Source organism: Alcaligenes sp. Lyrl_28 (genome assembly GCF_051948705.1).
Classification (GTDB): Bacteria; Pseudomonadota; Gammaproteobacteria; order Burkholderiales; family Burkholderiaceae_B; genus Alcaligenes; species Alcaligenes ammonioxydans.
In genome coordinates this window covers 123,776-149,286 of sequence record NZ_JAYJLG010000005.1, presented here as the reverse complement: position 1 = coordinate 149,286, position 25,511 = coordinate 123,776, and the positions used below count along the sequence as shown (strand labels likewise).

Sequence of the window (25,511 nt, the reverse complement as noted above, 5' to 3'; positions counted from 1 at the left end):
GGCGAATACACACGCGATAGGGGGTGGTGTGTCGCCTGGCTGATGAGGTGTAAAACCTGGCCCGGCACGACAGATAGGCCTGTGTGTGGCGCTCTGGAAGAGCCCGGCAGGGGTGTTGCCGGGCCTGCTGTGCGGGTGTTCAGCAAGGGTGCAGGCGGCCGGTAAGGCTGCCTGGGCTAATGCAAGCTGGGGGACAGCTTACTCTTTTTTGCGATCTTTTTTCCCTTTTTTGCCTTCTTTGTCCTTTTTGGAGGACTTTTTGTCCTTGTTTTTATCCTTATTTTTGGCCTTTTCTTTCTTCTTCTTTTTGTCTTTTTTGCTCTTTTTGTCCTTGTCGCTTGAGTTTGACGTGCCCTGCAGCGCAGCGTCAGGTGCCTCTTGATCCCTTGTGTCTTCTTGCAGCGCCGGGTGCTCATCAGTCTGCGGGTCCGCTGCGCGTTGCCTGGACGAGACCGGTGCCCTGCGTGCCTGCTCCATTTCCGCATCCAGCTCGGCGGCGACCTCGCGCAGCTCTTCTGCAACTGCTTGGGCACGGTCCTCGGGCAGCGCGATCATGGTGCCCCGACATTGGGGGGCACCACACAGACAGCGATAGTTCTGCTTGAGCTCCTCGGTAATGTCATCGTCGATGACCAGCGAGTAGTCGTACAAAAGCTCTTCCCCGGCCGGGATATCGCGCATGGCCACAATGAAGACACGCGAGCCGTCAGCATTCTCGTGCCCTTCACAGTTGGGGGCGCAGGAGTGATTGATCCAGCGTGAATCGTTGCCCCCCTGGCCACCGTCCACGATCTTGCCGTTGCTCAGGGCAAAGAAAAAGGTGTGAAACGGCTCGTCGGGATTGACTGGAAACAAGGCATCGGCCTGTTCGGGCGTCAGTCGCTTGCCGGCGTATTGCAGGATGCGTGTCCCGGCAGGGATATCGCGTAGCGCAAACACGCCATTGCCATGCAGTTTGGATGGTTTGACGACGTGCCAGGGTTGGCGTTGAGTGACCATGGGGAATCAGCCTGTAAAAGGGGATAAACTGGACGGCGATCTCTATCTTACAAAACATGCAGGGCTACGCAACCATGTCACTTGAAACGACCGCCCACAACGGCGCGCAAATCTTGCTCGAAACCTTGATCGCTCAGGGTGTAGATACCATTTTTGGTTATCCTGGCGGAGCGGTGTTACCGCTCTATGATGCTCTGCATGCCCAACCGCGAATTCGTCATATTCTGGTCCGTCACGAGCAAGCTGCGGTGCATGCAGCGGAAGGGTATGCCCGCAGTACCGGTAAGCCTGGCGTGGTGCTGGTGACATCGGGCCCGGGTATGGCCAATACCACCTCCGGTTTGCTCGATGCCTTGTGTGATTCTATTCCTGTCCTGTGCATTAGTGGACAAGTGGCGACGACGGCAATTGGTACCGCCGCGTTTCAGGAGTGTGATGCCATCGGCATTTCACGTCCTGTGACCAAGTGGAATGCGCAGGTACGGCGCATTGAGGATGTGGCTTCGCTGACCGCCAAGGCCTTGCGCCTGTGTACCCAGGGTCGTCCTGGCCCGGTACTGCTGGATTTTCCTAAAGACATTCAGATTGCTACCTTGCCTGCTGCCAGCAGCGAGGCACCTGCCCAGGACGAGGCCGACAGTCTGCTGGCCCCGGCAGCGCCGGCGCCTGCTCAGGAAGCGGCCATCAAACGTGCCGCTGCCATGATTGCGCATGCGCGACGCCCCGTGTTTTATGGTGGTGGCGGGCTGATCAATTCCGGTGCGGATGCCAGCCATGCCTTCACCAGCCTGGTGCAGGAAACCGGCGCCCCCTGCACGCTGACCTTGATGGGCCTGGGTGCTTATCCTGCGCGTGATGAGCAGTTCGTGGGCATGCTGGGCATGCACGGGACGCTGGAGGCCAATCTGGCCATGCACCATGCCGATTTGATTATCTGCGTGGGCGCGCGTTTCGACGACCGCATTACCGGCCGCCTGTCCGATTTCTGCCCGCACGCCAGCAAGATTCATATTGATATCGACCCCGGCTCCATCGACAAGGTGGTGCGTGCTGATGTGGCTTTGGTGGGTGATTGCTACCCCTTGTTGCGCGCCTTGCGCAAGGAACTGTCCCACCACGACTTGCCCGAAGGCCGTCTGAATGACTGGTGGCAACGCATCGGCGTGTGGCGTGCGCAGGAATGCCTGAAAGTTACCCCGCGCAGCGATGCCATTTTGCCGCAAGATTTGCTGCAGCGCCTGGATGCGCACCTGGAAGGTCGCGACGCCATCGTGTCCACGGACGTCGGTCAGCACCAGATGTGGGCAGCGCAGTACATCAAGTTTGATCGTCCCCGCCGTTGGTTGACCTCAGGGGGGGCGGGCACCATGGGTTATGGCATACCCGCTGCTTTTGGGGCGCAGATTGCACATCCGGACAAGCTGGTGGTGTGTGTCAGTGGGGACGCGTCGGTACTGATGAATATTCAGGAACTGGCCAGTGCGGTGCAGCATCGCACGCCGATCAAGGTGATTCTGTGCAATAACCGCCACATGGGTATGGTGCGTCAGTGGCAAGAGCTGATTCATGATGGTCGTTATAGCCATAGCTATAACGAAGCCATGCCGGATTTTGTGGCCTTGTCGCGCGCCTTTGGTTGGGAAGCCGAGCGCGTGGAGCATCCCGATCAGCTGGATGCGGCGCTGGAGCGTTGCCTAGCCCACGACGGCCCGTTCTTTCTGAACGTGGAGGTGCTGGCGCTGGAGAACTGCTTCCCCATGATGCCTGCCGGCTATGGGCATCAACAGGTGATGTTGTCCGAAGATAACTGGTATGTAGAAGAATAAAGTGCCTGGTGGGGACACGGGCGTAAAAACCCCTATGTCCCCGCCCGGGTACTGCGCATTAAATACACTGATCCATTCAGACAGGAGGGGCATGCATGATGTACCGTCACATGAAGAACCGTCTTTTGGCCGCGGGATTGATGCTGGGCTTGGGCCTGGCGATGGGGGTGGCGTCGGCCCAGACCCCACTGAAACTGGCTTACGCCTTGTCCACCAGCTCCCACTATGGGGCCGGTGCCAAGGCCTTTGCCAGCGCACTGGAAAAGGATGGCAATTACACCATCGAGGCCTTTCCGAACAGTGCCTTGGGCGGCGAGCGCGAAGTTATTGAAGGCTTGCAGCTGGGCACGATTGATCTGGCCATTGTCTCTACCGGCGCAACTCTGAACTTTGTGCCCAAGACCGGCGTGTTCGATATTCCTTTTCTGTTTCGCGATCTCCAGCATGCCCGTCATGTGCTCGATGGCAAGATTGGACAGGACATGCTAGCGGAGTTTCCCAAGCGCGGAATTGTGGCACTGGCCTGGGGAGAGCAAGGCTTCCGTCACCTGACCAATAATGTGCGTCCTGTTACCACCCCGGCCGATGCCAAGGGCTTGAAGATCCGCACCACAGAAAACCCCATTCATATCGCGGCTTTCCGGGAAATCGGTATTTTGGCGACCCCGATGGCCTGGCCCGAAGTGGCAACCGCTTTGCAACAAGGCACGATTGATGGGCAGGAAAATCCCTTGTCAGTCATTGTGTCGGCCAAGCTGCCGCAATTGCAGAAGTACCTGTCGCTGACGGCGCACGTGTATGGCCCTGCCCTGGTGCTGATGTCGCCCGCGGTGTATGACGGCCTGTCCGATCAGGACAAGCAGTTGATGCGCGATGCCGGCATTTCCGCGGCCCAGGCCATGCGCGATTATGTGGACGATATTGAAAAAACCGGCGTGGATGCGGTCAAGGCCGAGGGCATGCAGGTCAATACGGTCGATCACGCGGCGTTTGCCAAAGCGGTGGAGCCGGTTTACCCCCAGTATTACAAACAGTTCGGCCAGGAACTGGTCGAGGCCATTCGTCAGACTCCCTAAGCGATCCGCATCATGAAAGCACTGCTGTTCATGCTGGATAAGGGCGTGTTCCGGCTGGTGTCCTGGGTGACGCAGTTATTGCTGCTCTCGGCGGTGGCGGCAGCGTTTTATCAGGTCGTGGCCCGCTTTGTTCTCCAGTCGCCTGCCGACTGGAGCGAAGCCTGGTCGCGCGCCGCCCTGATCTGGACCGTCATGCTGGGATTGTGTCTGGCCTTGCGCCAGGGGGCCATGCTCAGTGTCGATGTGGTGCGATTATGGGTGGGCACGCGAACGCAGCATTGGCTGGATGTGGCCGTGCTGCTGTCTTGCCTGGGCTTTTTTGGCCTGCTGGCCTGCTTGGGGGGACAGATGGCATGGCGGGTTCGCTTTCAAACCATGCCCAGTCTGGAGTGGTCCATTTCCTGGGTATATATTGCCATTCCGATCGGGGCGGTACTGGCCATGCTGGGGCTGCTGGCCCGATGGATGGAAAAGCCGCCGGCGGCCGTGGTGGACGCCACGCAACTCTGATTCAAGACTTGATGGCAGGCTTGTAAGGCATCCCCGAACGGGGCAAGCCAGACGGGACGCTGCTTAGACCGGAGACCCTATCGTGTCCCAGATCATGCTGGTATCGATGCTGCTGTTTTTTGTATTGACGGTGCCCGTGGCCATTGCTGTGGGGCTGGCCAATATGGTGGGGGTGGCGTGGGACGGGCGTATGACTTTTCTGGTTATCGCCCAGCAGTTGTATGCGGCCTTGGATAAATACCCTCTGGTAGCGGTGCCCTTCTTCATTTTGGCGGGCAACCTGATGGAGGCCGGTGGCATGTCCAACCGCATGGTGGAGTTCGCCAAAAGTCTGGTGGGCGGCGTGCAAGGCGGTTTGGCGTGCAGCTGTGTGCTGACCTGCATGATCTTTGCAGCCGTGGCCGGTTCCAGTGTGGCGACCACATTTGCGGTGGGGGCGATTTTGATTCCGGCGATGGTGCGTCATGGTTACCCGGCACCGTTTGCAGCATCTTTGCAGGCCTCGGCGGCGGAGCTGGGGGTGATCGTGCCGCCCTCCATCCCCATGATTTTGTTTGCGGTGTCCACCGATACCTCGGTAGGCGAGCTGTTTGTGGCCGGCCTTGGTCCCGGCTTGCTGATTGGTTGCGCCCTGATGCTCTATGTCTGGTTGTATGCCCGCCGCCACGGCCTGGGTTTGCAGGATGGGCACGGCCGGCTGGGAGTCTGGACCGCATTTCGCCAGTCCTGGCTGGCCTTGTTGATGCCGGTCATCATTCTTGGCGGCATTTACGGCGGTGTCTTCACGCCCACCGAGGCCTCGGCGGTCGCGGTCGTCTATGCCCTGGTCGTGGGGCTGTTTGTCTACCGCAGCGTGAGCTGGCGGGACCTGTCCAAGGTGCTGCACCGTTCGGTGGTATCGACAGCAGTCATCATGTTTATCATCGCCAATGCGGGTGTGTTTGGCTTTTTGCTGAACCGCACCGGCATCCCGGCCGCTTTCGGGGCGTGGCTGGGGGACGTATTCAGCAGCCCCGTCCTGTTTCTGCTGGGGGTCAATGCCGCTTTGTTTGTCGTGGGCATGTTTATTGAAACCTCAGCCTCCATCGTGGTGCTGGCCCCGTTGCTGCTGCCGGTGGCCATACAGTTTGGTATTGATCCTGCGCACTTTGGCGTGCTCATGGTGGTCAACCTGGCGTTGGGCATGGTGACCCCGCCCTTTGGCGTGAATCTGTTTGCGGCCTGCTCGGTGGCGGGTATTTCCCTGGAAAAACTGGTGCGGCCCCTGATCCCGTTTGTGCTGGTGGTGGTGGCGTGCTTGATGCTGATCAGCTATGTGCCAGAAGTCAGTTTGTGGGCTCGGGACCTGGTGTACCGTTGATAAATTGTCTGCCTTGTTGAGCATTGTCCATGACGTATTTTGCCCTCTTGCTGGTGCACCTTCTGGCTGCGATTTTTTTTATTGGCACGGTCTTTTTCGAGGTGCTGATGCTGACTCCCCTGGCGCGTCAGGTGTCCCGCCCGGCCATGCGGGAATTTGAGTATGCCTTGGGGCGGCGGGCCCGCCGCATCATGCCCTGGGTTCTGTTACTGCTTTATGGAGCAGGTTTGAGTCTGGCCTGGCAGCATCGGGCCCTGTTTGAGGTGGGTGGCGCCCGTGCCTGGATTCTGGGCTTGAAAATCACCCTGGCGCTCAGCGTATTTGGGCACTTTCTGACGGTCATGGTGATGAGCCGGCGCAAAACCATGACGGCGCGCCGGTCCCGCATTATTCACCTGAGCGTTTTTGTTCACGTTTTATTGATCGTGGTGTTGGCCAAGGCGCTGTTTTACTGGCCGCTTTGAGGCGTGGGGTCAAAACACAGCAGCCCCACGGATTCGTCCTGCAGCTCTTGTCCTTTAGCAGGGTTCTTCAAGGACACGTAGACGCGTCCAGTGCGTGTATCCAGCGCCAGACTGTTGGTGAGTTTGTCGGTGGTGGCAGCGGCCACCGGGCGCAAGGTATCCAAGGAGTAGACGGCCACCCGTCGCTCGCTACGCTCGGACACGTAGGCCAGGCCCGCCGCCGTATCAAGACGGATTGCCAGCGGATTGCCCTGAACGGGCTGAGCCGCGAGAATCTGCCCGTCCGTGGCATCGAGCATCAACACTTGCTGGCGTGAGCCGCTCCAGTCGCGCTTGGGTAAAAGCCGTTGTTGCCAGGGGGTAATGGAATCCAGCCCTTGGTCAGTTACGTACAGGCGGCCCTGATAGTAGGCCAGATTGATGGGTTGATGCACGCCGGGCAGGGTCCAGCGTTCTTGGATACGCAGGGCCCGGGTGTCGATCACCACGATTTCCCCTGCCATGGTGGACACATAGAGTCGCCCGCCTTGCTCATCCAGCGCCAGCCCGGTGGGATAAAAGCCCAGGTCGGGAATACGGGTCTTTAGCGCGAGGTTCCGACTATCCAGCACGAAAAGCACGCTCTGGCCGGCAGACAGGCCGGGGACAAACAGCAGGCCCTGGGACTTGTCCAGAATAAGGCCGCGCAGGTCATGTTCATAGCGCTTGCCATCCGGTCGGAGCTGGCTTAGCTGTACTGTGTGCAGCCTGCGATTGCGCTGTGTATCGATTACGCTGATGCGTCCTTGCAGGGAGTGCCCCACGTACAGACGATTAGCCTGATCGTCCAGAGCCAGTCCGAAGGCGCGATAAGGCAAGAGCAGGCGGCTTTGTTCCTGCAAGGTGGCGGCGTCCAGCTGTACCAGGCTGCTCGGTGGCGCGTCGTCGTTGAAACCACCGGCCACGGCCGCATAGACGGCGTCTTGGCTGGGGCTGTAGGCCAGCTCGTAAACGCCCGGCCCAACGACTGTCTGTACGTGGCTCGTGGTGGGGCTGCACAGGCGCTGGGCCTGTACTGGCAAGGCCAGGGCGCTGCTGGTGGCCAGCAGCGCGAAGATCCAATGGGTTTTCATAGAAACAATCCTTAGTATTGCAGCGTGTAGGTCAGCGCGTAAGTACGCCCTTGGCCGCGGAAATCCAGCACGCTGGGGGCAATGATGCCGCTGTAGATCAGCTTGGCCTGCTGGCCCCACCGTGTTTCATAGGATTTGTTGAACAGGTTTTGAATCCCCAGCGACAGCGTGCCCTTGACCTGTGCGCTGTGATCGAACTGGTAGCGTCCCAGCAGGTCCACCAGGGTCAGACTGGGCAGGGATTCTTGTTGCTGGCCGCCCCCGACACTGGGGATGTCGCTGCGCAGTTTCATCGAGTGGGCTACCTGCGCGCGGACTGCCCAGTTACTGCCCTGCTTGCCGATATAGGCGGTAGCCTTGGAGGGGCTGGAGTAGTAAATGCCGCGCCGCTGCCAGCGGCCGTCTTTCAGCTCTTCATTGCGAATCAGCAGCAGGCTGGCCCCGGTGCTCCAGCCGTGGTTCAGGCGCAGATCCAGTTGCCCTTCCAGACCGTAGTTACGCACTTTGGAGTCCACCAGCGAGATATTCAGCGTGTTGCGGTCCAGGGCGATCGACTTGTCAGATTGCGAATGAAACAGAGCGACCTGGGTAGAGAGCGGGCCATCGTTGTATCGCCAGCCCACTTCGGTGGAGCGGGTTTTGATGGCCGCCATGCTGGAGTCCGCCACGCTGATGTGGCGACCCAGCGCCCAGTGATTGTCGATCAGTGAATAGCTGGCGCCCGTTCCGTAGTACTTGGCGGGGTCTGCCAGCTCGAACCCTTCGGAATAATTGGCCCACACCTGCTGGGCCGGGCTGAGCTTGTAGATCAGACCGGCATTGAACAAGGTCGTGCCGTAGCTGTTGCGCCCGCCTGGAATGGCATCGGCCGACTGTCCGTAGCCGGACAGAACCAGACGTTGTTGTATGCCCTGAACAAAGTCGTCCACCTGCACACGGACGTGTTGCTTGCGCAGCCCGGCGCTCAGACTCAGCTTGTCAGTCAGATGCAGGTCAGCCTGTGCAAAGGCTCCCAGTATGTGATTGCGAAAGCCGGGGTAGCGCGGCAGGCTGGCCACCTTGTCAAACTCCAGCCCCCCACTATCCATCGCCTTGTTGATGTCGAACATGGTCTGGGTGGCCTTGAAGGTTTCGTGATCGTAATCCACGCCATAATTCAGGCTGAAGCGATCCCAGTCCTTGTTGAGCATGGCTTTCAGGCCGAATGTCTCGGTTTCCTGTGTGGACACACTCCAGTTGTAGATGCGTTTGCCGGGGACGAGCGGGTTGGCGTCTGAATCCGGGTAGGGATAAAAACGCATGGACTCATTGCGATAGTAGGCCTTCAGATACAGATCCTGGCCGCCCAGCACATCACTTTTGTAATAGTCGGCCGCCAGAATCTGGCGTTCGGTGCGGGGTTTGTAGTTCGAGTCAAACCCGCTGCGTATATCCAGTTCAGAGGGATTGAGGATATTGTCGTTGGGGCCCGGGCGCAGCCATAGCGCTTTGCCCGGTTTGAAGCCGGAGTCGTAATACTGGGCCAGCAGGCGCAGTTCGCCCGCCTCTTGCAGATCCACATTCAAGGTGCCCATCAGGTCCAGAGAGCGGTTCCACTGCAGGTCTGTCTGGGTAATGTCGGGCAGGACACGATCGCCCTGGCTGTCATAGGCGCCGCCATTGCGGGTCAGAGACAAGGCCAAACGCCCTTGAACGGTCTCGTTGCCGCCTTCGACGGACTGCGACAAGGTGGTGTTCAGGTCATCGCCTGCTTGCAGACCGCTTCGTACTCCCAGCTCGGAGACAAATCGTGCCGGACCGGGTTCGGCGCGTTTGGTAATGATATTGATGATCCCGCCTGTGGCATTGCCGCCGTGAATGGCTGTGGCTCCCGACAAGACCTCGATGCGTTCGATATTGAAGGGGTCAATCGAATCAAACTGCCGGCTCAGTTGACGCGAGCCGTTCAGGGAAATGCCGTCGATCATGACCTGCGTGGGTCGGCCCCGCAGGTACTGACCCGCATTGGTGCGGGATTGTCCCCCCAGGTCCAGGCCGGGGATCAGTTGCCCGAGCATTTGCTTCAGGGACACGCCGCCTCGGGTCTGTTCCGCAATCTGCTCTGAGTCAATGACCCAGACGGTGTTGGCTGTCTCATCAATGGATTTTGGGGTGCGCGAGGCGACAACGGTCACTGCGGCCAGTGTTTCCCCTTGCCGGATGGGAGCGTCCTGGGTCTTGGGCTGTGACGGGGCAGTCTGCAAAGTGTAGGAGCCAGCGCCGACTTGACGGGGTGCCAGCCCCGAGCCATTCAGGACGCTTTGCAAAGCCTGGGTAGCGGTGTAGCTGCCGTGTAAAGGAGGTGCCAGGCGGTGCTCGACCAGATCTTGAGTGAAAATAACTTGTATGCCGGCCTGACTGGCAATCTGGGTTAGCGCGGTGCCTAAGGGCTGGGCGGGCAGATTGAAGTTCAGAGTCTGGGCATGAGCAGCCGTGCTGATGCTGACCACGGTCAGGGCAGCCAAGGGGGTAGAGAGCGTCAGGCGCATGAACAAAGTACCTTGAAAAGGAGGACTGATAGAGCGAAGCCGTTTTAAAACAGCCGTACCCCTACCTCCTTTACAAATAATTACTTTTTGGCGGGCAGCAGCAACAGGCTGCCATCAGCCTGTTGTTGAAGCTCGACCGACCAGACCTTGGGCAGCAGGGTGGGCAGTTGGTCCAGAGCTGCAAGCTGGAAAACGGCGCTGACTCGGCGTTGGGCCAAGGCCGGGTCAGATACCCGCAGGGTTTGAGGCAGATAGGCTTGCAGTTGATGGACGGCTTGTTCCAGAGGCAAATCGTTGATCAGCAGTTGACCGCGTTGCCAGGCCAGCAGCGTGTCGGCCTGCACCGTTTCAATCGGCCCTACTCCGGCAGCATCGACTTGTAGCCGTTCATCCGCCTGCAAGATATGGTTGACGGTCGGCTGATGGGCCTGGTCGCGCACCTGTACCCGCCCCTGCTCTACGGTCACGACAAGAGCGTCGGGCTCGTGTTCAACTGCAAAGCGCGTGCCCAGCACGCGCACTTGCACGGTGCCCGCCTGCACCTGGAAAGGACGCCAGGCTGAGTGGCTGACATCGAAATACGCCCGCCCCTGCTCCAGCTGGATGTCCCGGCTGCGTAGTCGCCAGGTGGCAGACAGGCGGGTGTTGCGGTCCAGGGTGGCGACGGAACCATCGAACAGGGTAAGGCGTTGCTGAGTATGGGCCGTAGTGCTGATCGTTTCGTGCCGCCAGGCCGGGTTCCAGTACCATAAGCCGGTTGCCATCATTGCCAGAACCAGCAGGGCCGAGCCGGCCCGACGTTTCTCTCGTTGTCGTTTACGCTCGCTGGCCTGCCGGGCCAGTTGCTCCAGATCGGGCAACGGAAACTGCTCCCGCAGCGTTGTCTGATGCTGGCTGAGCAGCTCGTCCAAGGGGGAATCAGCGGCGTGATCGTGAGTGGGCGGAACCGGATCAGCGGTGGAATTCATTTAGCAGCGCTCCATGTGGCGACGGCAGTGTTCCATGCCCAACCGTATATGTTTTTCAACGGTTTTGACTGAGATGGCCTGCAGACGAGCGACTTCTGCTTGGCTGATATGGTGAATTTTGTGCAAGATGAACACTTCTTTGCAGCGAGGCGGCAAACTGTGAATCGCTTGCATCAGGTGATTTAATGCCTGACGGGCGCTTACCTGCTGTTCGGGTGTCGCTGCCGGGCATGGGTGGTCTTCGGGACGCAGGTGAACCTCGTGATGGCTGCAGCGACGCTGGTCGCTGCGGTAGCGGTCGATCGCCAGATGGTGCAGGATGCGGCGCAACAAGGCCAGAGGGGAACGGGGTTCGGGGCGCGAAGGGCGCTCTAGCAAACGCAGGCAGACGTCGTGCAGAACATCTTGCGCAAAATGCTGAGCACCAAAACGTCGGCGTAATTGACCCAGTAGATCCTCGTAGTGTTCACATAAGGCATCGACCAACGCATTGCGCCGATGGTGGGAAGAAGCACGGGGTTTTGTCGGCATGGGCGGAAGATGCCTGCGGGGCAAAAGTAGAGTTGGAATTAGTAAAGCAAATAAAAACGATTCTTATTTTAATATAAGTCGGCTGACCGTCAAAACACGGGTGTATCCGGTGGGTAGGCATCATGAGACGGGACATGAAAAAGGCCTCCCGAGTGGGAGGCCTGGTTGCTGCGGATAAAGCGGGCTGAACAATCAGTCTGCCGTGTTGGCCGCTGTCTTTTTTGCAGCTGTCTTTTTAGCGGCGGTCTTTTTGGCCGCTGTTTTCTTGACGGCGGTCTTTTTAGCGGCTGCTTTGGTCGCCGTTTTCTTGGCCGCCGTTTTGCGGGCCGGTTTCTCGGGCCGCGGCTCGAACTCAAAGCCGATCTTGCCGTCGGCCTGACGAACCAGGAAGGCCTTGAACTTGCGATTGGTGCGCGAGGACACAAAACCATCGAGCAGGTCTGTCTTACCCTCGCCCAGCAATTTGGCCATCTGTTCGCGGGTGATCTCCTGTTGCAAGATCACCTTGCCACTACGGAAATCACAGCTTTTGGATGGGCCAACGGACTTCTCGCACAAGTAGCGCAAACCGTGTTCAAAGACGGAGGACTGGCACTTGGGGCAAGGGCCGACCGGGGTCTGGCCGCTGAAATCCAGCGTTTCGTCGTCTTCGTCGTCGTTCTGGCCAAAGTCGAACTCCAGCTTGTACTCGTCGGTAATGCGCAAGAGTGCCGCAAAGGGACGTCCCATCTTGCTGATGAAGCCGGGCAATGGCCCTAGCTCTTTCTTGGCCAGCAGTTCTTCCACTTCGGGCAGCTCAAAGGTGCGGCCTCCGGGGTGCTTGCCAATCGAAAAATCGCAAGCCGTGCAGGCGTAACGACGGTAATTTTCTTTGACCACGCCGCCACATTTCGGACATGGCGTTTGCAAGGTTGCGTAATCACCAGGAACCGTGTCGCGTTCGTACTCTTTCGCGCGTTTGACAATCACTTGCGTCATTTGCGCGATTTCACGCATGAACACATCGCGGTCCAGCTGACGCTGCTCGATCTGCTTGAGCTGGTGCTCCCACTCGCCGGTCAGCTCGGGCGAAGTCAGTTCGCTAACGCCCAGACCGGACAACAAAGTCATCAATTGGCGCGCCTTGGCGCTAGGCACCAGTTCGCGGCCTTCCCGACGCAGATAGGCTTCGTTCAGCAGACCTTCGATAATGGCTGCACGCGTGGCAGGCGTGCCCAGTCCGCGTTCGGACATGGCTTCGCGCAGGGCTTCATCGTCCACCAGCTTGCCGGCGCTTTCCATGGCCGACAACAAGGTCGCTTCCGTAAAGCGTGCGGGCGGCTTGGTGGCCAGGGCCTTGGTGTTCACGTCTTCGGTGCGCACCTTCTCGCCATCGGCAACGGGCACCAGGGACGCATCTTCACCCTGGGCATCGCGACCATAAATAGCCAGCCAGCCCGGTTTGACCAGTACTTTGCCTTCGGTCTTGAAGTGGTGGCCGGACACCTGCGTGATACGCGTGGTGACGCGGAACTCCGCGGCCGGGAAGAACACGGCCAGGAAGCGACGGCTGATCAGCTCATAAATCTTGTGCTCGGCATCACTCAGCTCCCGAGGCACCTGCAAGGTGGGGATGATGGCAAAGTGATCCGAGACCTTCTTGTTGTCAAAGATCCGACGGTTGGGTTTCACCCATTTTTGCTCGACCACTTCCTGGGCGAGGGGCTGTACTGAGGCGCTGGCAGGCGTGCCGCTGTCTGCCAGCGCACGCATGGTCTCTTGCACCGTACTGATATAGTCTTCGGGCAGATAGCGCGAATCGGTACGGGGGTACGTCAGTGCCTTGTGGCGTTCGTACAAGGTCTGTGCCAGGGACAAGGTGGTCTTGGCAGAAAAACCGAAGCGCGAGTTGGCTTCCCGTTGTAGCGAGGTCAAATCAAACAGCGCGGGCGACATCTGCGTGCTGGGCTTGGATTCCTCGGTGACCACACCAGGCTGTTCGCGGCAGGCAGCCACAATCGTTTGAGCCGCGGTCAGGGACCACAGACGCGAGTCTTTTTTCTCGGGGTCGTGCTCGTCCTTGACGAATTTGGGGTCAAACCAGCGGCCCGTATACAGACCGGCAGCAGCGATAAAGTCTGCGTGTACTTCCCAGTAATCGCGTGACACGAACTGACGAATCCGGTTCTCGCGTTCGTTGACGATAGCCAGCGTGGGAGTTTGCACACGGCCCACAGGGGTTTTGAAGAAACCGCCGTCCTTGCTGTTGAAGGCCGTCATGGCACGAGTGCCATTGATGCCCACCAGCCAGTCGGCCTCGGCACGCGAACGGGCTGCCGCCTCCAGCGGTTTCATGTCCTCGTCGTCACGCAGGTTTTCAAAGGCCTCGCGGATCGCCGATTGAGTCATCGAACGTAACCAAAGCCGTTGCACCGGTTTTTTCGTTCCGGCGTACTGCATAATGTAGCGAAAAATCAGCTCACCCTCGCGTCCCGCGTCACAGGCATTAATTACCGCGGTGACATCTTTCCGCTTGATCAGCTTGACCAGCAGTTTCAGGCGTTCAGTCGATTTTTTGTCGGTAGGGTTGAGCTCAAATTGAGGGGGGATGACGGGTAAATGCGTGAAGCTCCACTTGCCGCGGACCGGATCATTAGGGGCCACCAGGCTCAGCAGATGGCCAATGCTGGAGGCCAGCACGTAGCGATCGCTTTCAAAATAATCACCTTCTCGAGTGAAACCGCCCAATGCCCGCGAGATATCTACGGCGACTGAAGGTTTCTCGGCAATGATTAGTGTTTTATCCATATGATTCCAGTGACAGCAACTGCGCTGCAATGCGCGAAATGATACGAGGTGCTTATCCCTCTATGCAAGTTATGAGACCTGACAAGACTAACGTATGGCCAACGGACTGGCGAGTGTTTCTCACAAAACTCGCCTGGGGCCTGGCTGTTTTGCTGCTCGCCAGCGGACTGGTGACCTGGGTGGCGGCCCATTGGGACGACTGGGGAAATGGTGCCAAATTTGCCCTGGCCCAAGGCGCGGTGCTGGTTTCTGCCGGGCTGGCCTGGCTGTTTCGCCGACGCGCCGGTGGCTGGGGTCATGATCTGGGCGTGCCCGCTGCCCTGACGGGCTTGGCCGCCGTAGCTACGGGCGGCTTGCTGGCGCTGATCGGCCAGACTTATCAGACTGGCGCAGACCCCTGGCAGCTTTTCGCATTGTGGACTGTGCTGATCATACCTTGGGTATTGGCCGTGCGCAGTGTCTTTCTGTCAGTGCTGTTCGTGGTGCTTCTCAATACCGCCCTGTACTTATGGATTGATGTCGCCCGCCTGGACTGGTTCGGTCGGGGGAGCACGACACAGACCTTGCTGGCGCTGGCAGTTAACGCGCTTTTATTGCTGGCAGCCGAGACGATCTGGCGTGCCCGACGTGATCCGTGGCGTATCTTGCCGCGAGTCGCTGGCATTGCCGTGGGTTTTTTCATGGGCATGCAGGTTCTGGAGGGCGATTTCCTGCTGGGACTGATCCTGTTTCTGGCGCTCTACGCTATTTACCATTACCGGCGCCCGGACTTGTTGATCATGTCACTGGCATCGTTCGGCGCGTATGGTGCGTTGAGCATGTTGATTATCGAATATGCCGGGAACGCCTTTTTGTTGATCGTGGTGGTGATTGTGGGCCTGGGTCTGGGCTTGCTGCGTTTCTTGCAGCAACAGGTCATCCATTGGCGGCGCACGCAAGGATCGGTTTGGGCAGCGGACGCTGCGCATGCTGCAAGCACGGTCGCGGGAACGACGGAGACGCGGGTTAAGGCAGCGTTGGGCGTTCAAGCAGATGCTGGTTTGCCGGCTCACGACACGGCTCAGGCTGACTCCATCGCGCTTCAGGATACGGACGAGCACCACCCTTGGTATCTGCGCCTGATCAAGCTGTTTCTTTATTTGCTCTTGCCGCTGCTTGTCCTGCTGTACCTGGCGATTTCTCTGGATCTGAGTGTGGAGGCTCTGGGTGTTCTGGGTGGCATCATGGCCCTGGCTTCGCCCGCGCTTTTTGCCAAGGCTCATACGGTACAGAGTCGGGATCTGGTGGGCGGCTGGGTGGCGTGTGCGCTGCTTTTGCTCAGCGTACCCATTGTCGAGGCGCGCTATCCCTGGCCGCCCGAGATCAGTGCCTTGTTGGCGCTTGTGATCAGCACGGTGTTGTACAGGTTGGCCAAGGGCCAGTTTGTATTGCGCATGCTGCTGGTGCTCTGGGCCTTGGCGGCCATCGAGTTCCTGGTGGTTGAGCGCCTGTTTGAGCGCTGGACGACGCTGCCTTATTGGGTATTGGAGCTGCCTGCTGCCTTGATGTTCTTTGGCGCACTGTTGCTTGGTCACTTCCAGTTGCGTGGTGAACGCAAGCCCCACTTCTGGCTGCCCCTGTTCTGGTCCTTGCTGCTGGTGTCCCAGCTTCATCTGGCCTCGGCCGGCGCACTGTTTTATTCCATGCCCTTTTGGGGCGAGTCGCGGCCTTATCTGACCGCGACCGGTTTCCTGCTGGCGATGGCGCCCGTTGCCATCCTGGCATTCTATTGGCGCGCCTGGCGTGAGCAAACGCGGGTCTTTGGCATCGCTTTGCTGGGCGTGGCGGCTTTGTGTGCGGTCTGGACACCCTACCCGCCGCTTGCCCTGGCCCTGAGCTGGATTCTGGTGGCGTATGCCTGGCGCTACCTGAGTCTGCTGGCCGTGGCCGTTGTGATGGGCCTGTTTTGTCTGTGGCGCCTGTATTACATCCTGAACATCAGCTTGTTGGATAAGGCCGAGCTATTGCTGGCCACGGGCTTGGGCTGCGTGGTGTTTGCCTATCTGGGGCAGTTAAGTCGCAAGCCGGCCGGAGTGGGTACCGTGCTTCAGGCTCCTCCCAAAGGCGTGGTGGCCAGCGTGCTGTTGGGGACGGTGCTGGTGCTGGGCGTGGCAAACGTGGCGATTGTGCAAAAGGAACGGATTTTGCGCGATGGTCAGACGGTATTGCTGGAGCTGGCTCCCGTGGACCCGCGCTCCTTGATGCAGGGTGATTACATGTCCCTGAACTTCGCCCTGTCACAAAGCCTGTCAGCCCTTTCCTGGAGTTTGCCCAAAGCGGCACAGGCCAAAATGGATGCCCAGCAGTGGGTTCTGGTGGGGGTACAGCTCGATGAGCACAAGGTGGCTCAACTCAAAGGCGTGTATCTGGATCTGGATGGTCAGGAACGTCTGTGGAATGACGCTGGGCCGGTGGCTGAGCCAGATGAGGTGATGCGCTTGCGCATGCGGCGTCACCGCAATAACTGGACGCCGGGTACCGATGCCTGGTTCTTTGCAGAAGGTTCGGCAGATCGCTTTGATGCAGCCCACTATGGCGAATTTGCGGTGGTCGAAGATGGCCAGAGCCTGTTGCGTGCAATGCTGGACAAGGACAGGCAGGCTATTCAATAAGTCCGGGCTTATCGGTCGCACGCATGAAGCGGTAGTCGGATTGCCTTTCATCAAGACAATCCGACGTGCCATCAGTCCTTGCATCGGGCTTTTATAGCGACGCTCAAGCCGATGCCCTCGAAGACAGCAAGAACCATCAAAAAGGCCCGAATCCGATCTGAGATCGAATTCGGGCCTGCGTTCTTGAGATGAAGGAAAGGCCTCTTTTGATGGGGGCCGTTGCGACAAATAAAAACGAGTTCCTGTGTATTCGCTTAATGGGACTGACGGGTGGAGTCGTCGCTGAGCAGCTCTTCAAAGATCAGATGATCGATTTCGGCTTCGTGGCTCCACAAAACCATCAGGGCGACAATTTTTATTTTGTCCAAAGAGACCGGGCTTTCATCCACCGCCATAGCGCTTTCAATCAGAATTTCGCGCAGGTGGGCGGTCAAGGCGCCGGAATTTTGCAAAAAGGTGATGAAACCCATGGCGTCAGCGCCCAGCACATGTTGTTCGTGCTCGGAAAAAATACGCTGACTGTTGGGGCTGAGTTGAGCGGTAGGCTGACACTGTTGCGAGGTCTCGCCCAGTGCATGTAGCCAGCCCAGTGCGTCGTTGATGTCCTCGTCTTCAAAGCCAATAGCCGCCAGCTTGTGGGCCAGAACCTCCGCCTTGGGACAGGACTGGGGGTTGTAATACGTCTCGAATAGATAAACCAGGATATCAAACATGGATATAAGGTTGCCGTCCTAAGTGATTAAAAAAACTGCGTGATTTCGGTAACCAGTGACCAAACTTTACGCTGATTTGCGGTAGGGGGCAAATGGGGTGTTCAGGGCTTGGGTGGGTTCTGCCGTGAGCAGCAAGGCCGTTTTTTACCGGGTTTTGCTCTGGCAGACGCCCTGTGCGACAGGGCGTCTTCATGATTGAAACATAAATCGATTGTTAGGGTAGAAACTGTCGTTTATTTGAAACCTTGACGCTTGTCCGGCAGCGGGAAACGCTGTGCCCAGGCACGGGTAGCCTGGCTCCAGAATGCGTCCAGCGTGCTAGCCGCAACAGGTGCAAAGCCCAGAAAGGCCCAGACCCGTTGCAGTGTCTCCAAGGGGTGCTCCAGATCGAAGGCCGGGGCATGGTTCTGTTTGGAGAGCTTGCGGCCTTGGCTGTCGCAGGCCAGCGGCACATGCAAGGTGCGCGGGACAGGCAGTCCCAGCATGCCTTGCAGAACGCGCTGGCGTGCCGTGGAACTTAACAGATCTGCACCTCGTACCACATCGGTGATCTGGCTGTCTGCATCATCAATGACCACTACAAACTGATAGGCCCAGAGCTTGTCGGCGCGTTTAATAATGTAGTCCCCGACTTCTTGGGCGACATCTTGCTGCTGCGGCCCGGCCCAGCGATCGGTGAAGCTCTCCACCCCTTTGGGGACGCGCAGCCGCCAGGCGCGGATGCTGCGGCCTGCGGCAATGCCATGTCGGCAGGTGCCTGCATAGGGATGGTCCGTGGCTTCCGGGCTGACAGGGAGGGAGGCGGCCAGAATTTCCTGGCGTGTGCAGGCACAGCCGTAAACCAGATTCTGCTCGCGCAGGCTGTCGAACACCTCCTGATAACGGGCCAGACGCTGACTTTGCCAAACCACCTCGCCGTCCCAGTGCATGCCCAGGCCTTGCAATTGCTGCATGATGAGCTGGTCTGCCCCTTTCACAACGCGTGGCGTGTCTATATCTTCAATGCGCAATAACCAACGCCCGCTCTGGGCGCGTGCATCCAGGTAGCTGGCCATGGCGGCAACCAGCGAACCCTCGTGCAAGGGACCACTGGGACTAGGCGCAAAGCGACCACAGTAAGGGGTAAGGGGCTGGGCGGTCATGAGTCGTTCTTAACGGCAAGAGCCCCTGGACGGGGGCTCTTGTTAGTGCGACTTTACGCCTATTTTTCGGGCCCGGCAATCCGTCTTGCTCGGGCCTAACGGGGATGGTTTTCAGCTCTCCATCGTGACCAGCTCCGCCCCTTCGGCGACCTGATCGCCCACGGCAAAGAACAGTTCGGCCACGATGCCATCAGCGGGTGCCTGAATGGAGTGCTCCATTTTCATGGCCTCCATGACCAGCAGCACATCGCCTTGCTTGACACTGTCGCCAGCGTCCACATTCAGGGCGATGATTTTGCCCGGCATGGGGGCAGTCAGGCGTCCGCCGTGCGCTTCCTGGCTGCTGGTGCCGGCGTTGGCCAGGGTATCGACCACGCTCAAGGTCCAGTCCGAACCCTCCTGGGCCACTTGCAGATGCTCGCCATCGCGCAGCACCTGGGCGCGATATTCGGTCTGACCCAGCCACAAGCGCAGCGTCAGGGTATCAGCCAGATCGGCGGCTTGGGCAGCCTGCCAGCGCAAGGCATGCTGTTCGTCGCCCAGTGTGATCTGCCACTGGCTTTCACGACGCTGCAGCAGGATTTCATGCGCTTGCTCGCCCAGTTGCACATGGACCTTCTGGTCGTAATCGCCGCTCAGGCGCCAGCCGTCATGGACGCCCCAGGGGTCCGTGTTGGTGGACGGTGCGCCCATGCCCTGGTGCGTCAGCACCGCGCAGGCGGCGAAAGCCAGCACCGAAGCCGGCACATCCTGATCGCGGGGGAACAGCGCATCGTGACGGCGTGGAATCAGGCCGGTGTCCAGATCGGCCTGGGCAAAGGCTTCATCGCCCAGCAGACGTTGCAGGAAGGTCTTGTTGGTGTGTACACCCGCCACCTGAGTGTCAGCCAGCGTGCGAATCAGGCGACGACGTGCTTGCTCGCGGTCTGCACCATGGGTGATGACCTTGGCAATCATGGGGTCGTAGAACGGGCTGATGACGCTACCCTCACGCACGCCACTGTCGATACGGACCTCACCGCAGGTGAAGGAGGCATGGGCAGGGTATCGCAGGCTGCGCAGCGTACCGATGGAAGGCAGGAAATCCTTATCGGGGTTTTCTGCGTAAATCCGCACTTCGATGGCATGTCCATGGATGCTCAGCGCGTCTTGTTTGGCCGGCAAAGGCTGGCCATCGGCCACGCGCAATTGCCATTCCACCAGATCGTGGCCCGTAATCAGTTCGGTGACGGGGTGTTCCACCTGCAGGCGGGTGTTCATTTCCATGAAGTAAAAACGTCCGTCCTGCTCGGCAATGAACTCCACGGTGCCAGCACCGACGTAGTTCACGGCGCGGGCTGCCGCAATAGCGGCCTCCCCCATGGCCTGACGACGTTCGGGCGTCATGCCGGGGGCGGGGGCTTCTTCAATCACTTTCTGGTGACGGCGCTGCACCGAGCAATCGCGCTCGAATAGATACACGTACTCGCCGTGCTGGTCACCAAAGACCTGGATTTCGATGTGGCGTGGCTTGGTGATGTAGCGTTCAATCAGCACGCGGTCGTCGCTAAAGCTGCTGGCGGCTTCGCGCTGGCAAGAGCGCAAGGCCTCCAGGAATGCGCCGGATTCTTCCACAATACGCATGCCTTTGCCGCCACCACCGGCACTGGCCTTGATCAGCACGGGGTAGCCGATATTGTCGGCTTGCTGGTGCAGGAAGTCGGGGTCCTGGTTGTCGCCGTGGTAACCGGGCACCAACGGCACACCGGCTTTTTCCATCAAGGATTTGGCGGCGGATTTGCTGCCCATGGCGGCAATCGCCTGGGCGGGCGGCCCTACAAAAATAATGCCGGCTTGTTCACAAGCGCGAGCAAAATTCTCGTTCTCGGACAGAAAACCATAGCCAGGGTGGATGGCATTCGCGCCAGTGGCGCGGGCGGCTTCCAGAATGGCGTCGATCTTCAAATAACTGTCGCGTGGCTCGGGGCCACCGATGCGCACAGCTTGATCACAAGCACGGACGTGCTGGGCGTCGGCGTCCGCGTCGGAGTAAACCGCAACGGTACGCAGCCCCAGGCGGCGGGCAGTGGCGGCCACCCGGCAGGCAATTTCACCGCGATTGGCTATCAGCAGGGTCTGAAACACAGTGTCTCCTTGTCTTACATGCGGAACACGCCAAAGCGGGTGTCTTCAATAGGGGCGTTCAAGGCGGCGGACAGGCCCAGGGCCAGAACGCGCCGGGTATCCGAGGGTTGGATGATGCCGTCATCCCATAGACGCGCCGTGGCGTAGTAGGGATGGCCTTCATGTTCGTACTGGGCGCGGATCGGGGCCTTGAACGCCTCTTCTTCCTCGGCGCTCCAGGTCTGGCCACGAGCTTCCAGTCCATCACGGCGCACGGTAGCCAGTACGCTGGCAGCCTGCTCACCACCCATGACCGAGATACGGGCATTGGGCCAGAGAAACAGCAGGCGCGGGCTGAAGGCACGGCCACACATGCCGTAGTTACCGGCACCGAAAGAGCCGCCCAGAATCACGGTGAACTTGGGTACGGCAGCCGTGGATACGGCGGTGACCAGTTTGGCGCCGTGGCGGGCAATCCCTTCGTTTTCGTACTTGCGGCCCACCATGAAGCCGGTAATGTTCTGCAGGAACACCAAAGGTGTCTTGCGCTGGCAGCACAGTTCAATGAAGTGGGCGCCTTTCTGGGCCGCTTCCGAGAACAGAATGCCGTTGTTGGCGATGATGCCCACGGGCATGCCGTGGATATGGGCAAAGCCGGTCACCAGCGTGGTGCCAAAGCGGGCTTTGAATTCATCAAAGTCCGAGTCATCCACAATGCGGGCGATCACTTCGCGCACATCGTAGGGCTTGCGGGTATCGGCGGGGATGATGCCGTTCAGCTCTTGCGGGTCGTAGCGCGGTTCGCGCACTTCTTTCAGCGGCCAGGGTAGTTTTTTCTCGCGGTTCAGGCAGCCGACACAGCGGCGTGCCAGTTCCAGCGCATGCAGATCGTTCTCGGCCAGATGGTCGGCCACGCCGGACAGACGGGTGTGCACATCGCCACCACCCAGGTCTTCGGCGCTGACTTCTTCACCGGTTGCGGCTTTGACCAGTGGCGGCCCACCCAGGAAGATGGTGCCCTGGTCGCGCACGATGATGGACTCATCGCTCATGGCCGGCACGTAGGCACCGCCAGCGGTACATGAACCCATCACGACAGCAATCTGCGCAATGCCCTGGGCCGACATATTGGCCTGGTTGTAGAAGATGCGGCCAAAGTGGTCCCGATCCGGGAATACGTCTTCCTGATTGGGCAGGTTGGCCCCGCCCGAGTCCACCAGATATACGCAAGGCAGATTGTTCTGTTGGGCAATTTCCTGGGCACGCAAATGCTTCTTCACAGTCAGCGGATAGTAGGTCCCGCCCTTGACCGTAGCGTCGTTGCAGACCACCACGCATTCAATGCCGGCAATGCGGCCAATGCCCGTGATGATGCCCGCGCCAGGAGACTCGTTGTTATAGACATCCTGGGCAGCCAGAGGCGAGAGCTCCAGAAAAGGCGTACCGGGATCAAGCAGACGTTCGACGCGTTCGCGCGGCAGCAGCTTGCCGCGTCCCACATGGCGTTGCCGGGCGGATTCGGACCCACCCAAGGCGGTTTTCTGTAGCTTTTGGCGCAGATCAAGGATCAGGGCCTGCATGATCGAGGCGTTGTCCTGAAAGTCTTGGGAACGCGGATTGATGCGGGATTCAATAACTGACATGGCGTGCCTGGAAAGAGAACAGAGAAAAGCCCATAAAATCAGCCGGGCCGCAGCCCGGCTGATGAGCTTGCTTTAGACCAGCTCGACGGCCAGCGCGACGGCTTCGCCGCCGCCAATGCACAGCGAGGCAATGCCGCGCTTGCCGCCTGTTTTACGCAGGGCGCCAATCAGGGTGGCCAGCAGGCGCGCACCCGATGCCCCGATGGGGTGACCCAGGGCCGTGGCGCCACCGTGGATATTGATCTTGTCGTGCGGGATGTTCAGCTCTTTCATGGCGGCCATGGTGACCACGGCAAAGGCTTCGTTGATCTCGAACAGATCTACATCAGCCACGCTCCAGCCGGTTTTATCCAGCAGCTTCTGGATGGCGGCTACGGGTGCGGTCGTGAACCAGGCGGGCTCCTGAGCGTGCTGGGTGTGAGCCACAATACGCGCCAGTGGCGTGGCGCCCAGTTCCTTGGCTTTCTCTTCGGTGGTGATCACCATGGCGGCGGCACCGTCCGAAATGGACGAGGCGTTGGCCGCGGTAATCGTGCCATCTTTTTTGAAGGCGGGACGCAGCGTGGGGATCTTTTCGGGCATGGCTTTGGTGGGGGCCTCGTCCTTGGCAATGACTACATCGCCTTTGCGGCCCGCAATCGTTACCGGAGCGATTTCCCAGTCAAAACTGCCGTCTTCGCTGGCCTGACGAGCGCGGCGCAGCGATTCCAGTGCATAGGCATCCTGCTCTTCGCGGCTGAACTCGTACTTGCTGGCGCAGTCTTCCGCAAACACACCCATGGCGGTACCACGGCTGTACGCGTCTTCCAGTCCATCCATGGCCATATGGTCATACACGGTGGAATGGCCGTAGCGGTAGCCCTGGCGGCCCTTGAGCAGCAGATAAGGGGCATTGCTCATGCTTTCCTGGCCCCCAGCCACGACGACGTCCACGCTGCCAGCCTTGAGCAGGTCGTGGGCAAACATGGCCGCTTTCAGGCCGGAACCGCAAACCTTGTGGATGGTGGTGCAAGCCACGCCCTGGGGCAGACCGGCCCCCAGGGCCGCCTGGCGCGCAGGGGCCTGGCCCTGACCAGCTTGCAGCACGTTACCCATGATCACTTCGTCGATCTGGTCGGCCTGGATGCCCGAGCGCTCCACGGCCGCCTTGATGGCGACCGCGCCCAGTTCGTGAGCGGCCAGATCGGACAAGCTACCCATCATGCCGCCCATCGGGGTGCGGGCGATCGAGACGATGACAACGGAATTAGTCATGAAAGACTCCTGGTTGCAAAGAGGAGACCGGTGCGCGCTTGGCAAACTCGTGCAGCTGCCGATCTTTGTTATACGGAAAAATATTTTCGATCCGACCTTGCGTTACCCGCAAGCGACATTGAGACCACCATTCAGGCTCCAGCAATTCTGCATGGTGGGCCATGAAGGCTTTGCGAATGCGTGGGTCGGTCAATAGAAAGTAGCCGAATTCTTCGGGAAATACATCGTTTGGGCCAATCGGATACCAAGGTTCGCTCGCCATTTCGGCTTCTTCGTTCGGTGCGGGCGGAATGGCGCGGAAATTCATCTCGCGCATATGCTGGATTTCGTCGTAGTCATAAAAGACGACGCGGCCCAGACGGGTCACCCCAAAGTTCTTGAACAACATGTCGCCGGGGAAAATGTCGGCGGCCGCCAGTTCGCGGATTGCCTTGCCGTACTGGTCGACAGCGGCGTTCAGGGCGGGATCGCTGGCCTTGTTCAGGTACAGGTTCAGGGGAGTCATGCGCCGTTCGATATAGACGTGGCGCAGCAAGATGGTGTCTTCGGACTCTTCCAGCAGGCTGGGCACTTCGCGCCGCAACTCTTCCAGCAAGGCTTGTGAAAAGCGTGCCTTGGGCAAGGCAACCTGCGCGTAATCCCAGGTGTCAGCCATGCGCCCGACACGATCATGTTTTTTAACCAGCTGGTATTTGCTGCGCACCGTGGCATGATCCATGCCCTGCTTTTGAATGCGGTCGCGAATCAGCTTGAAGACATAAGGGTAAGACGGCAGCGTAAAGACGGTCATCACCATACCGGCAATACCGGGAGCCAGATCAAAGTGATCGTGCGAGTGCGACAGGTGGTGCAGAAAGTCGCGGTAGAACAGCGTCTTGCCCTGCTTTTGCAGACCGATGGCGGTATAAAGCTCGGCCTTGGGCTTGCGTGGCAGCAGGCTGGACAGGAAGTCCACATAGGCCGACGGGGCTTCCATATCGACCAGGAAGTAGGCGCGCGTAAAGCTGAACAGCGTGGACAGGTCGTCCGTGGTGTGCAGCAAGGCGTCGATGTACAAATGTCCGGAGGGGCGATGCAAAATGGCCAGCGAAAAAGGCAGCACTTCGCCTTGATTGATCAGGCGGCCCACCACATAGGCCCCCTTGTTGCGAAAGAACAGGGAGTTCAGCACCTGAATCTGGCAGTCTGAGCCAATGCGCGAACCATAGCCCCGTGGCAGACGGCGACACAGCTGACGCACCGCCATGCGAGCCAGCGTGCGCACATCGCGTGGCAGGTCGGCAAAGGGGGCGGCCAGACCGAAGTCGGCCAGCATACTGGTTAGACTGGCTTCCAGACCTTCTTCGGTGGGGTAATAGACCCGATACGAAGGCAGCGCGCCGTCCAGATAATCCGTGGCAACGGCTGGGCGCACGAAAATGAATTCGTTGCGAAAGTAGTGCCGATGCAAGACGCGGCAGGAGACGGAGTTAAAGAACGTCTCGGCGCATTCCGGCTGTCGGTGACCCGAGAGCAGGCGTACAAACTCTGCCTTGGCCTGTAGCCACAATTGCTGCTGGGCCTCGTCCAGGTGGGCCGGTGCCGACGGTGTCGGTTGATGCAGACGCAGATTCTGGCTGAGCATGGCCGCGCACTCGCGCACTCGCGTGGCGTAATACTCGATACGCTCACGGGACAGTTGCTGGATGCCATGCCAGTCCCCCGATTCGTACAAGGACTTGGCGCGCTGGGCGCTATAGCGAAACAGCGCATAGTGGCGATTGAAACCATCCAGCATGGCCTGAGCGACCTGGGTCGCGGTCATCGCCGGTTTTTGAACCGGAGTGATGACCGTGGTTTCGCCA

General features: G+C 59.3%; 18 protein-coding genes. 6 read left to right on the top strand and 12 right to left on the bottom strand.

The genetic code is table 11. The features are described from left to right. Positions 1 to 198: 198 nt before the first annotated feature. A complete protein-coding gene (locus tag VF694_RS12945) occupies positions 199 to 999 on the bottom strand; it encodes an SET domain-containing protein (RefSeq protein WP_440164538.1) in 801 nt (266 codons plus the stop codon). A gap of 56 nt (positions 1,000 to 1,055) precedes the next feature. Here VF694_RS12945 and ilvB point away from each other — a divergent pair, with 56 nt between their 5' ends. From ilvB to VF694_RS12920, 5 genes are all read left to right on the top strand, one after another. Then, on the top strand, positions 1,056 to 2,825 hold the full coding sequence (gene ilvB, locus VF694_RS12940; RefSeq protein ID WP_003800576.1) for a biosynthetic-type acetolactate synthase large subunit: 1,770 nt from the start codon (positions 1,056 to 1,058) through the stop codon (positions 2,823 to 2,825). A 110-nt stretch (positions 2,826 to 2,935) separates the two neighbouring features. After that, positions 2,936 to 3,901, top strand: coding sequence for a TRAP transporter substrate-binding protein (locus VF694_RS12935; protein WP_039943153.1), 966 nt, complete (start codon positions 2,936 to 2,938; stop codon positions 3,899 to 3,901). A 12-nt stretch (positions 3,902 to 3,913) separates the two neighbouring features. Then, positions 3,914 to 4,411: a TRAP transporter small permease gene (locus tag VF694_RS12930; protein ID WP_440164537.1), complete on the top strand. Its 498-nt coding sequence runs from the start codon at positions 3,914 to 3,916 to the stop codon at positions 4,409 to 4,411. Positions 4,412 to 4,493: 82 nt separating this feature from the next. Next, positions 4,494 to 5,771 (top strand): TRAP transporter large permease, encoded by a 1,278-nt coding sequence (locus tag VF694_RS12925; protein WP_003800573.1) that lies wholly within the window; start codon positions 4,494 to 4,496, stop codon positions 5,769 to 5,771. Positions 5,772 to 5,800: 29 nt separating this feature from the next. Further along, entirely contained in the window at positions 5,801 to 6,235 is a 435-nt protein-coding gene (locus VF694_RS12920; protein WP_003800572.1) for a CopD family copper resistance protein, read from the top strand. Here VF694_RS12920 and VF694_RS12915 read toward each other — a convergent pair. The 5 genes from VF694_RS12915 to VF694_RS12895 form a co-directional block, all read right to left on the bottom strand. Next, positions 6,220 to 7,347 (bottom strand): YncE family protein, encoded by a 1,128-nt coding sequence (locus VF694_RS12915; protein ID WP_440164536.1) that lies wholly within the window; start codon positions 7,345 to 7,347, stop codon positions 6,220 to 6,222. The two genes, VF694_RS12920 and VF694_RS12915, sit on opposite strands and share 16 nt — an antisense overlap. Positions 7,348 to 7,358: 11 nt before the next feature. Further along, the gene (locus tag VF694_RS12910) at positions 7,359 to 9,875 is read right to left on the bottom strand and encodes a TonB-dependent siderophore receptor (protein WP_440164534.1); all 2,517 of its coding nucleotides are present in this window, start codon (positions 9,873 to 9,875) and stop codon (positions 7,359 to 7,361) included. An 80-nt stretch (positions 9,876 to 9,955) separates the two neighbouring features. Continuing rightward, positions 9,956 to 10,843, bottom strand: a complete 888-nt coding sequence (locus VF694_RS12905) for a FecR family protein (RefSeq protein ID WP_059318388.1) — start codon at positions 10,841 to 10,843, stop codon at positions 9,956 to 9,958. Further along, entirely contained in the window at positions 10,844 to 11,374 is a 531-nt protein-coding gene (locus VF694_RS12900) for an RNA polymerase sigma factor (protein ID WP_059318387.1), read from the bottom strand. A gap of 192 nt (positions 11,375 to 11,566) precedes the next feature. Then, a complete protein-coding gene (locus VF694_RS12895) occupies positions 11,567 to 14,161 on the bottom strand; it encodes a DNA topoisomerase III (protein ID WP_440164533.1) in 2,595 nt (864 codons plus the stop codon). Positions 14,162 to 14,274: 113 nt separating this feature from the next. Between VF694_RS12895 and VF694_RS12890 the strand changes: the two genes are divergently transcribed. Next, the gene (locus VF694_RS12890; protein WP_440164531.1) at positions 14,275 to 16,812 is read left to right on the top strand and encodes a GDYXXLXY domain-containing protein; all 2,538 of its coding nucleotides are present in this window, start codon (positions 14,275 to 14,277) and stop codon (positions 16,810 to 16,812) included. A 254-nt stretch (positions 16,813 to 17,066) separates the two neighbouring features. Here the strand turns inward: VF694_RS12890 and VF694_RS12885 are convergent, their stop codons facing one another. The 6 genes from VF694_RS12885 to aceK all read right to left on the bottom strand — a co-directional run bounded on the left by VF694_RS12885 (position 17,067) and on the right by aceK (position 25,471). Then, positions 17,067 to 17,525, bottom strand: coding sequence for a DUF494 family protein (locus tag VF694_RS12885; protein WP_003800559.1), 459 nt, complete (start codon positions 17,523 to 17,525; stop codon positions 17,067 to 17,069). A gap of 233 nt (positions 17,526 to 17,758) precedes the next feature. Beyond that, positions 17,759 to 18,667, bottom strand: a complete 909-nt coding sequence (gluQRS, locus tag VF694_RS12880; RefSeq protein ID WP_415302039.1) for a tRNA glutamyl-Q(34) synthetase GluQRS — start codon at positions 18,665 to 18,667, stop codon at positions 17,759 to 17,761. A 111-nt stretch (positions 18,668 to 18,778) separates the two neighbouring features. Then, positions 18,779 to 20,791 carry an acetyl/propionyl/methylcrotonyl-CoA carboxylase subunit alpha gene (locus tag VF694_RS12875; RefSeq protein WP_440164530.1) on the bottom strand — a complete coding sequence of 671 codons (2,013 nt, stop codon included), beginning with the start codon at positions 20,789 to 20,791 and terminating at the stop codon, positions 18,779 to 18,781. A gap of 14 nt (positions 20,792 to 20,805) precedes the next feature. After that, the gene (locus tag VF694_RS12870) at positions 20,806 to 22,413 is read right to left on the bottom strand and encodes a carboxyl transferase domain-containing protein (protein WP_440164528.1); all 1,608 of its coding nucleotides are present in this window, start codon (positions 22,411 to 22,413) and stop codon (positions 20,806 to 20,808) included. Between the two features lie 72 nt (positions 22,414 to 22,485). After that, positions 22,486 to 23,667: an acetyl-CoA C-acyltransferase gene (locus VF694_RS12865; RefSeq protein ID WP_440164526.1), complete on the bottom strand. Its 1,182-nt coding sequence runs from the start codon at positions 23,665 to 23,667 to the stop codon at positions 22,486 to 22,488. Then, entirely contained in the window at positions 23,660 to 25,471 is a 1,812-nt protein-coding gene (gene aceK / locus VF694_RS12860; protein WP_230406346.1) for a bifunctional isocitrate dehydrogenase kinase/phosphatase, read from the bottom strand. The genes VF694_RS12865 and aceK overlap by 8 nt, the downstream gene beginning before the upstream one ends. Positions 25,472 to 25,511 lie beyond the last annotated feature (40 nt).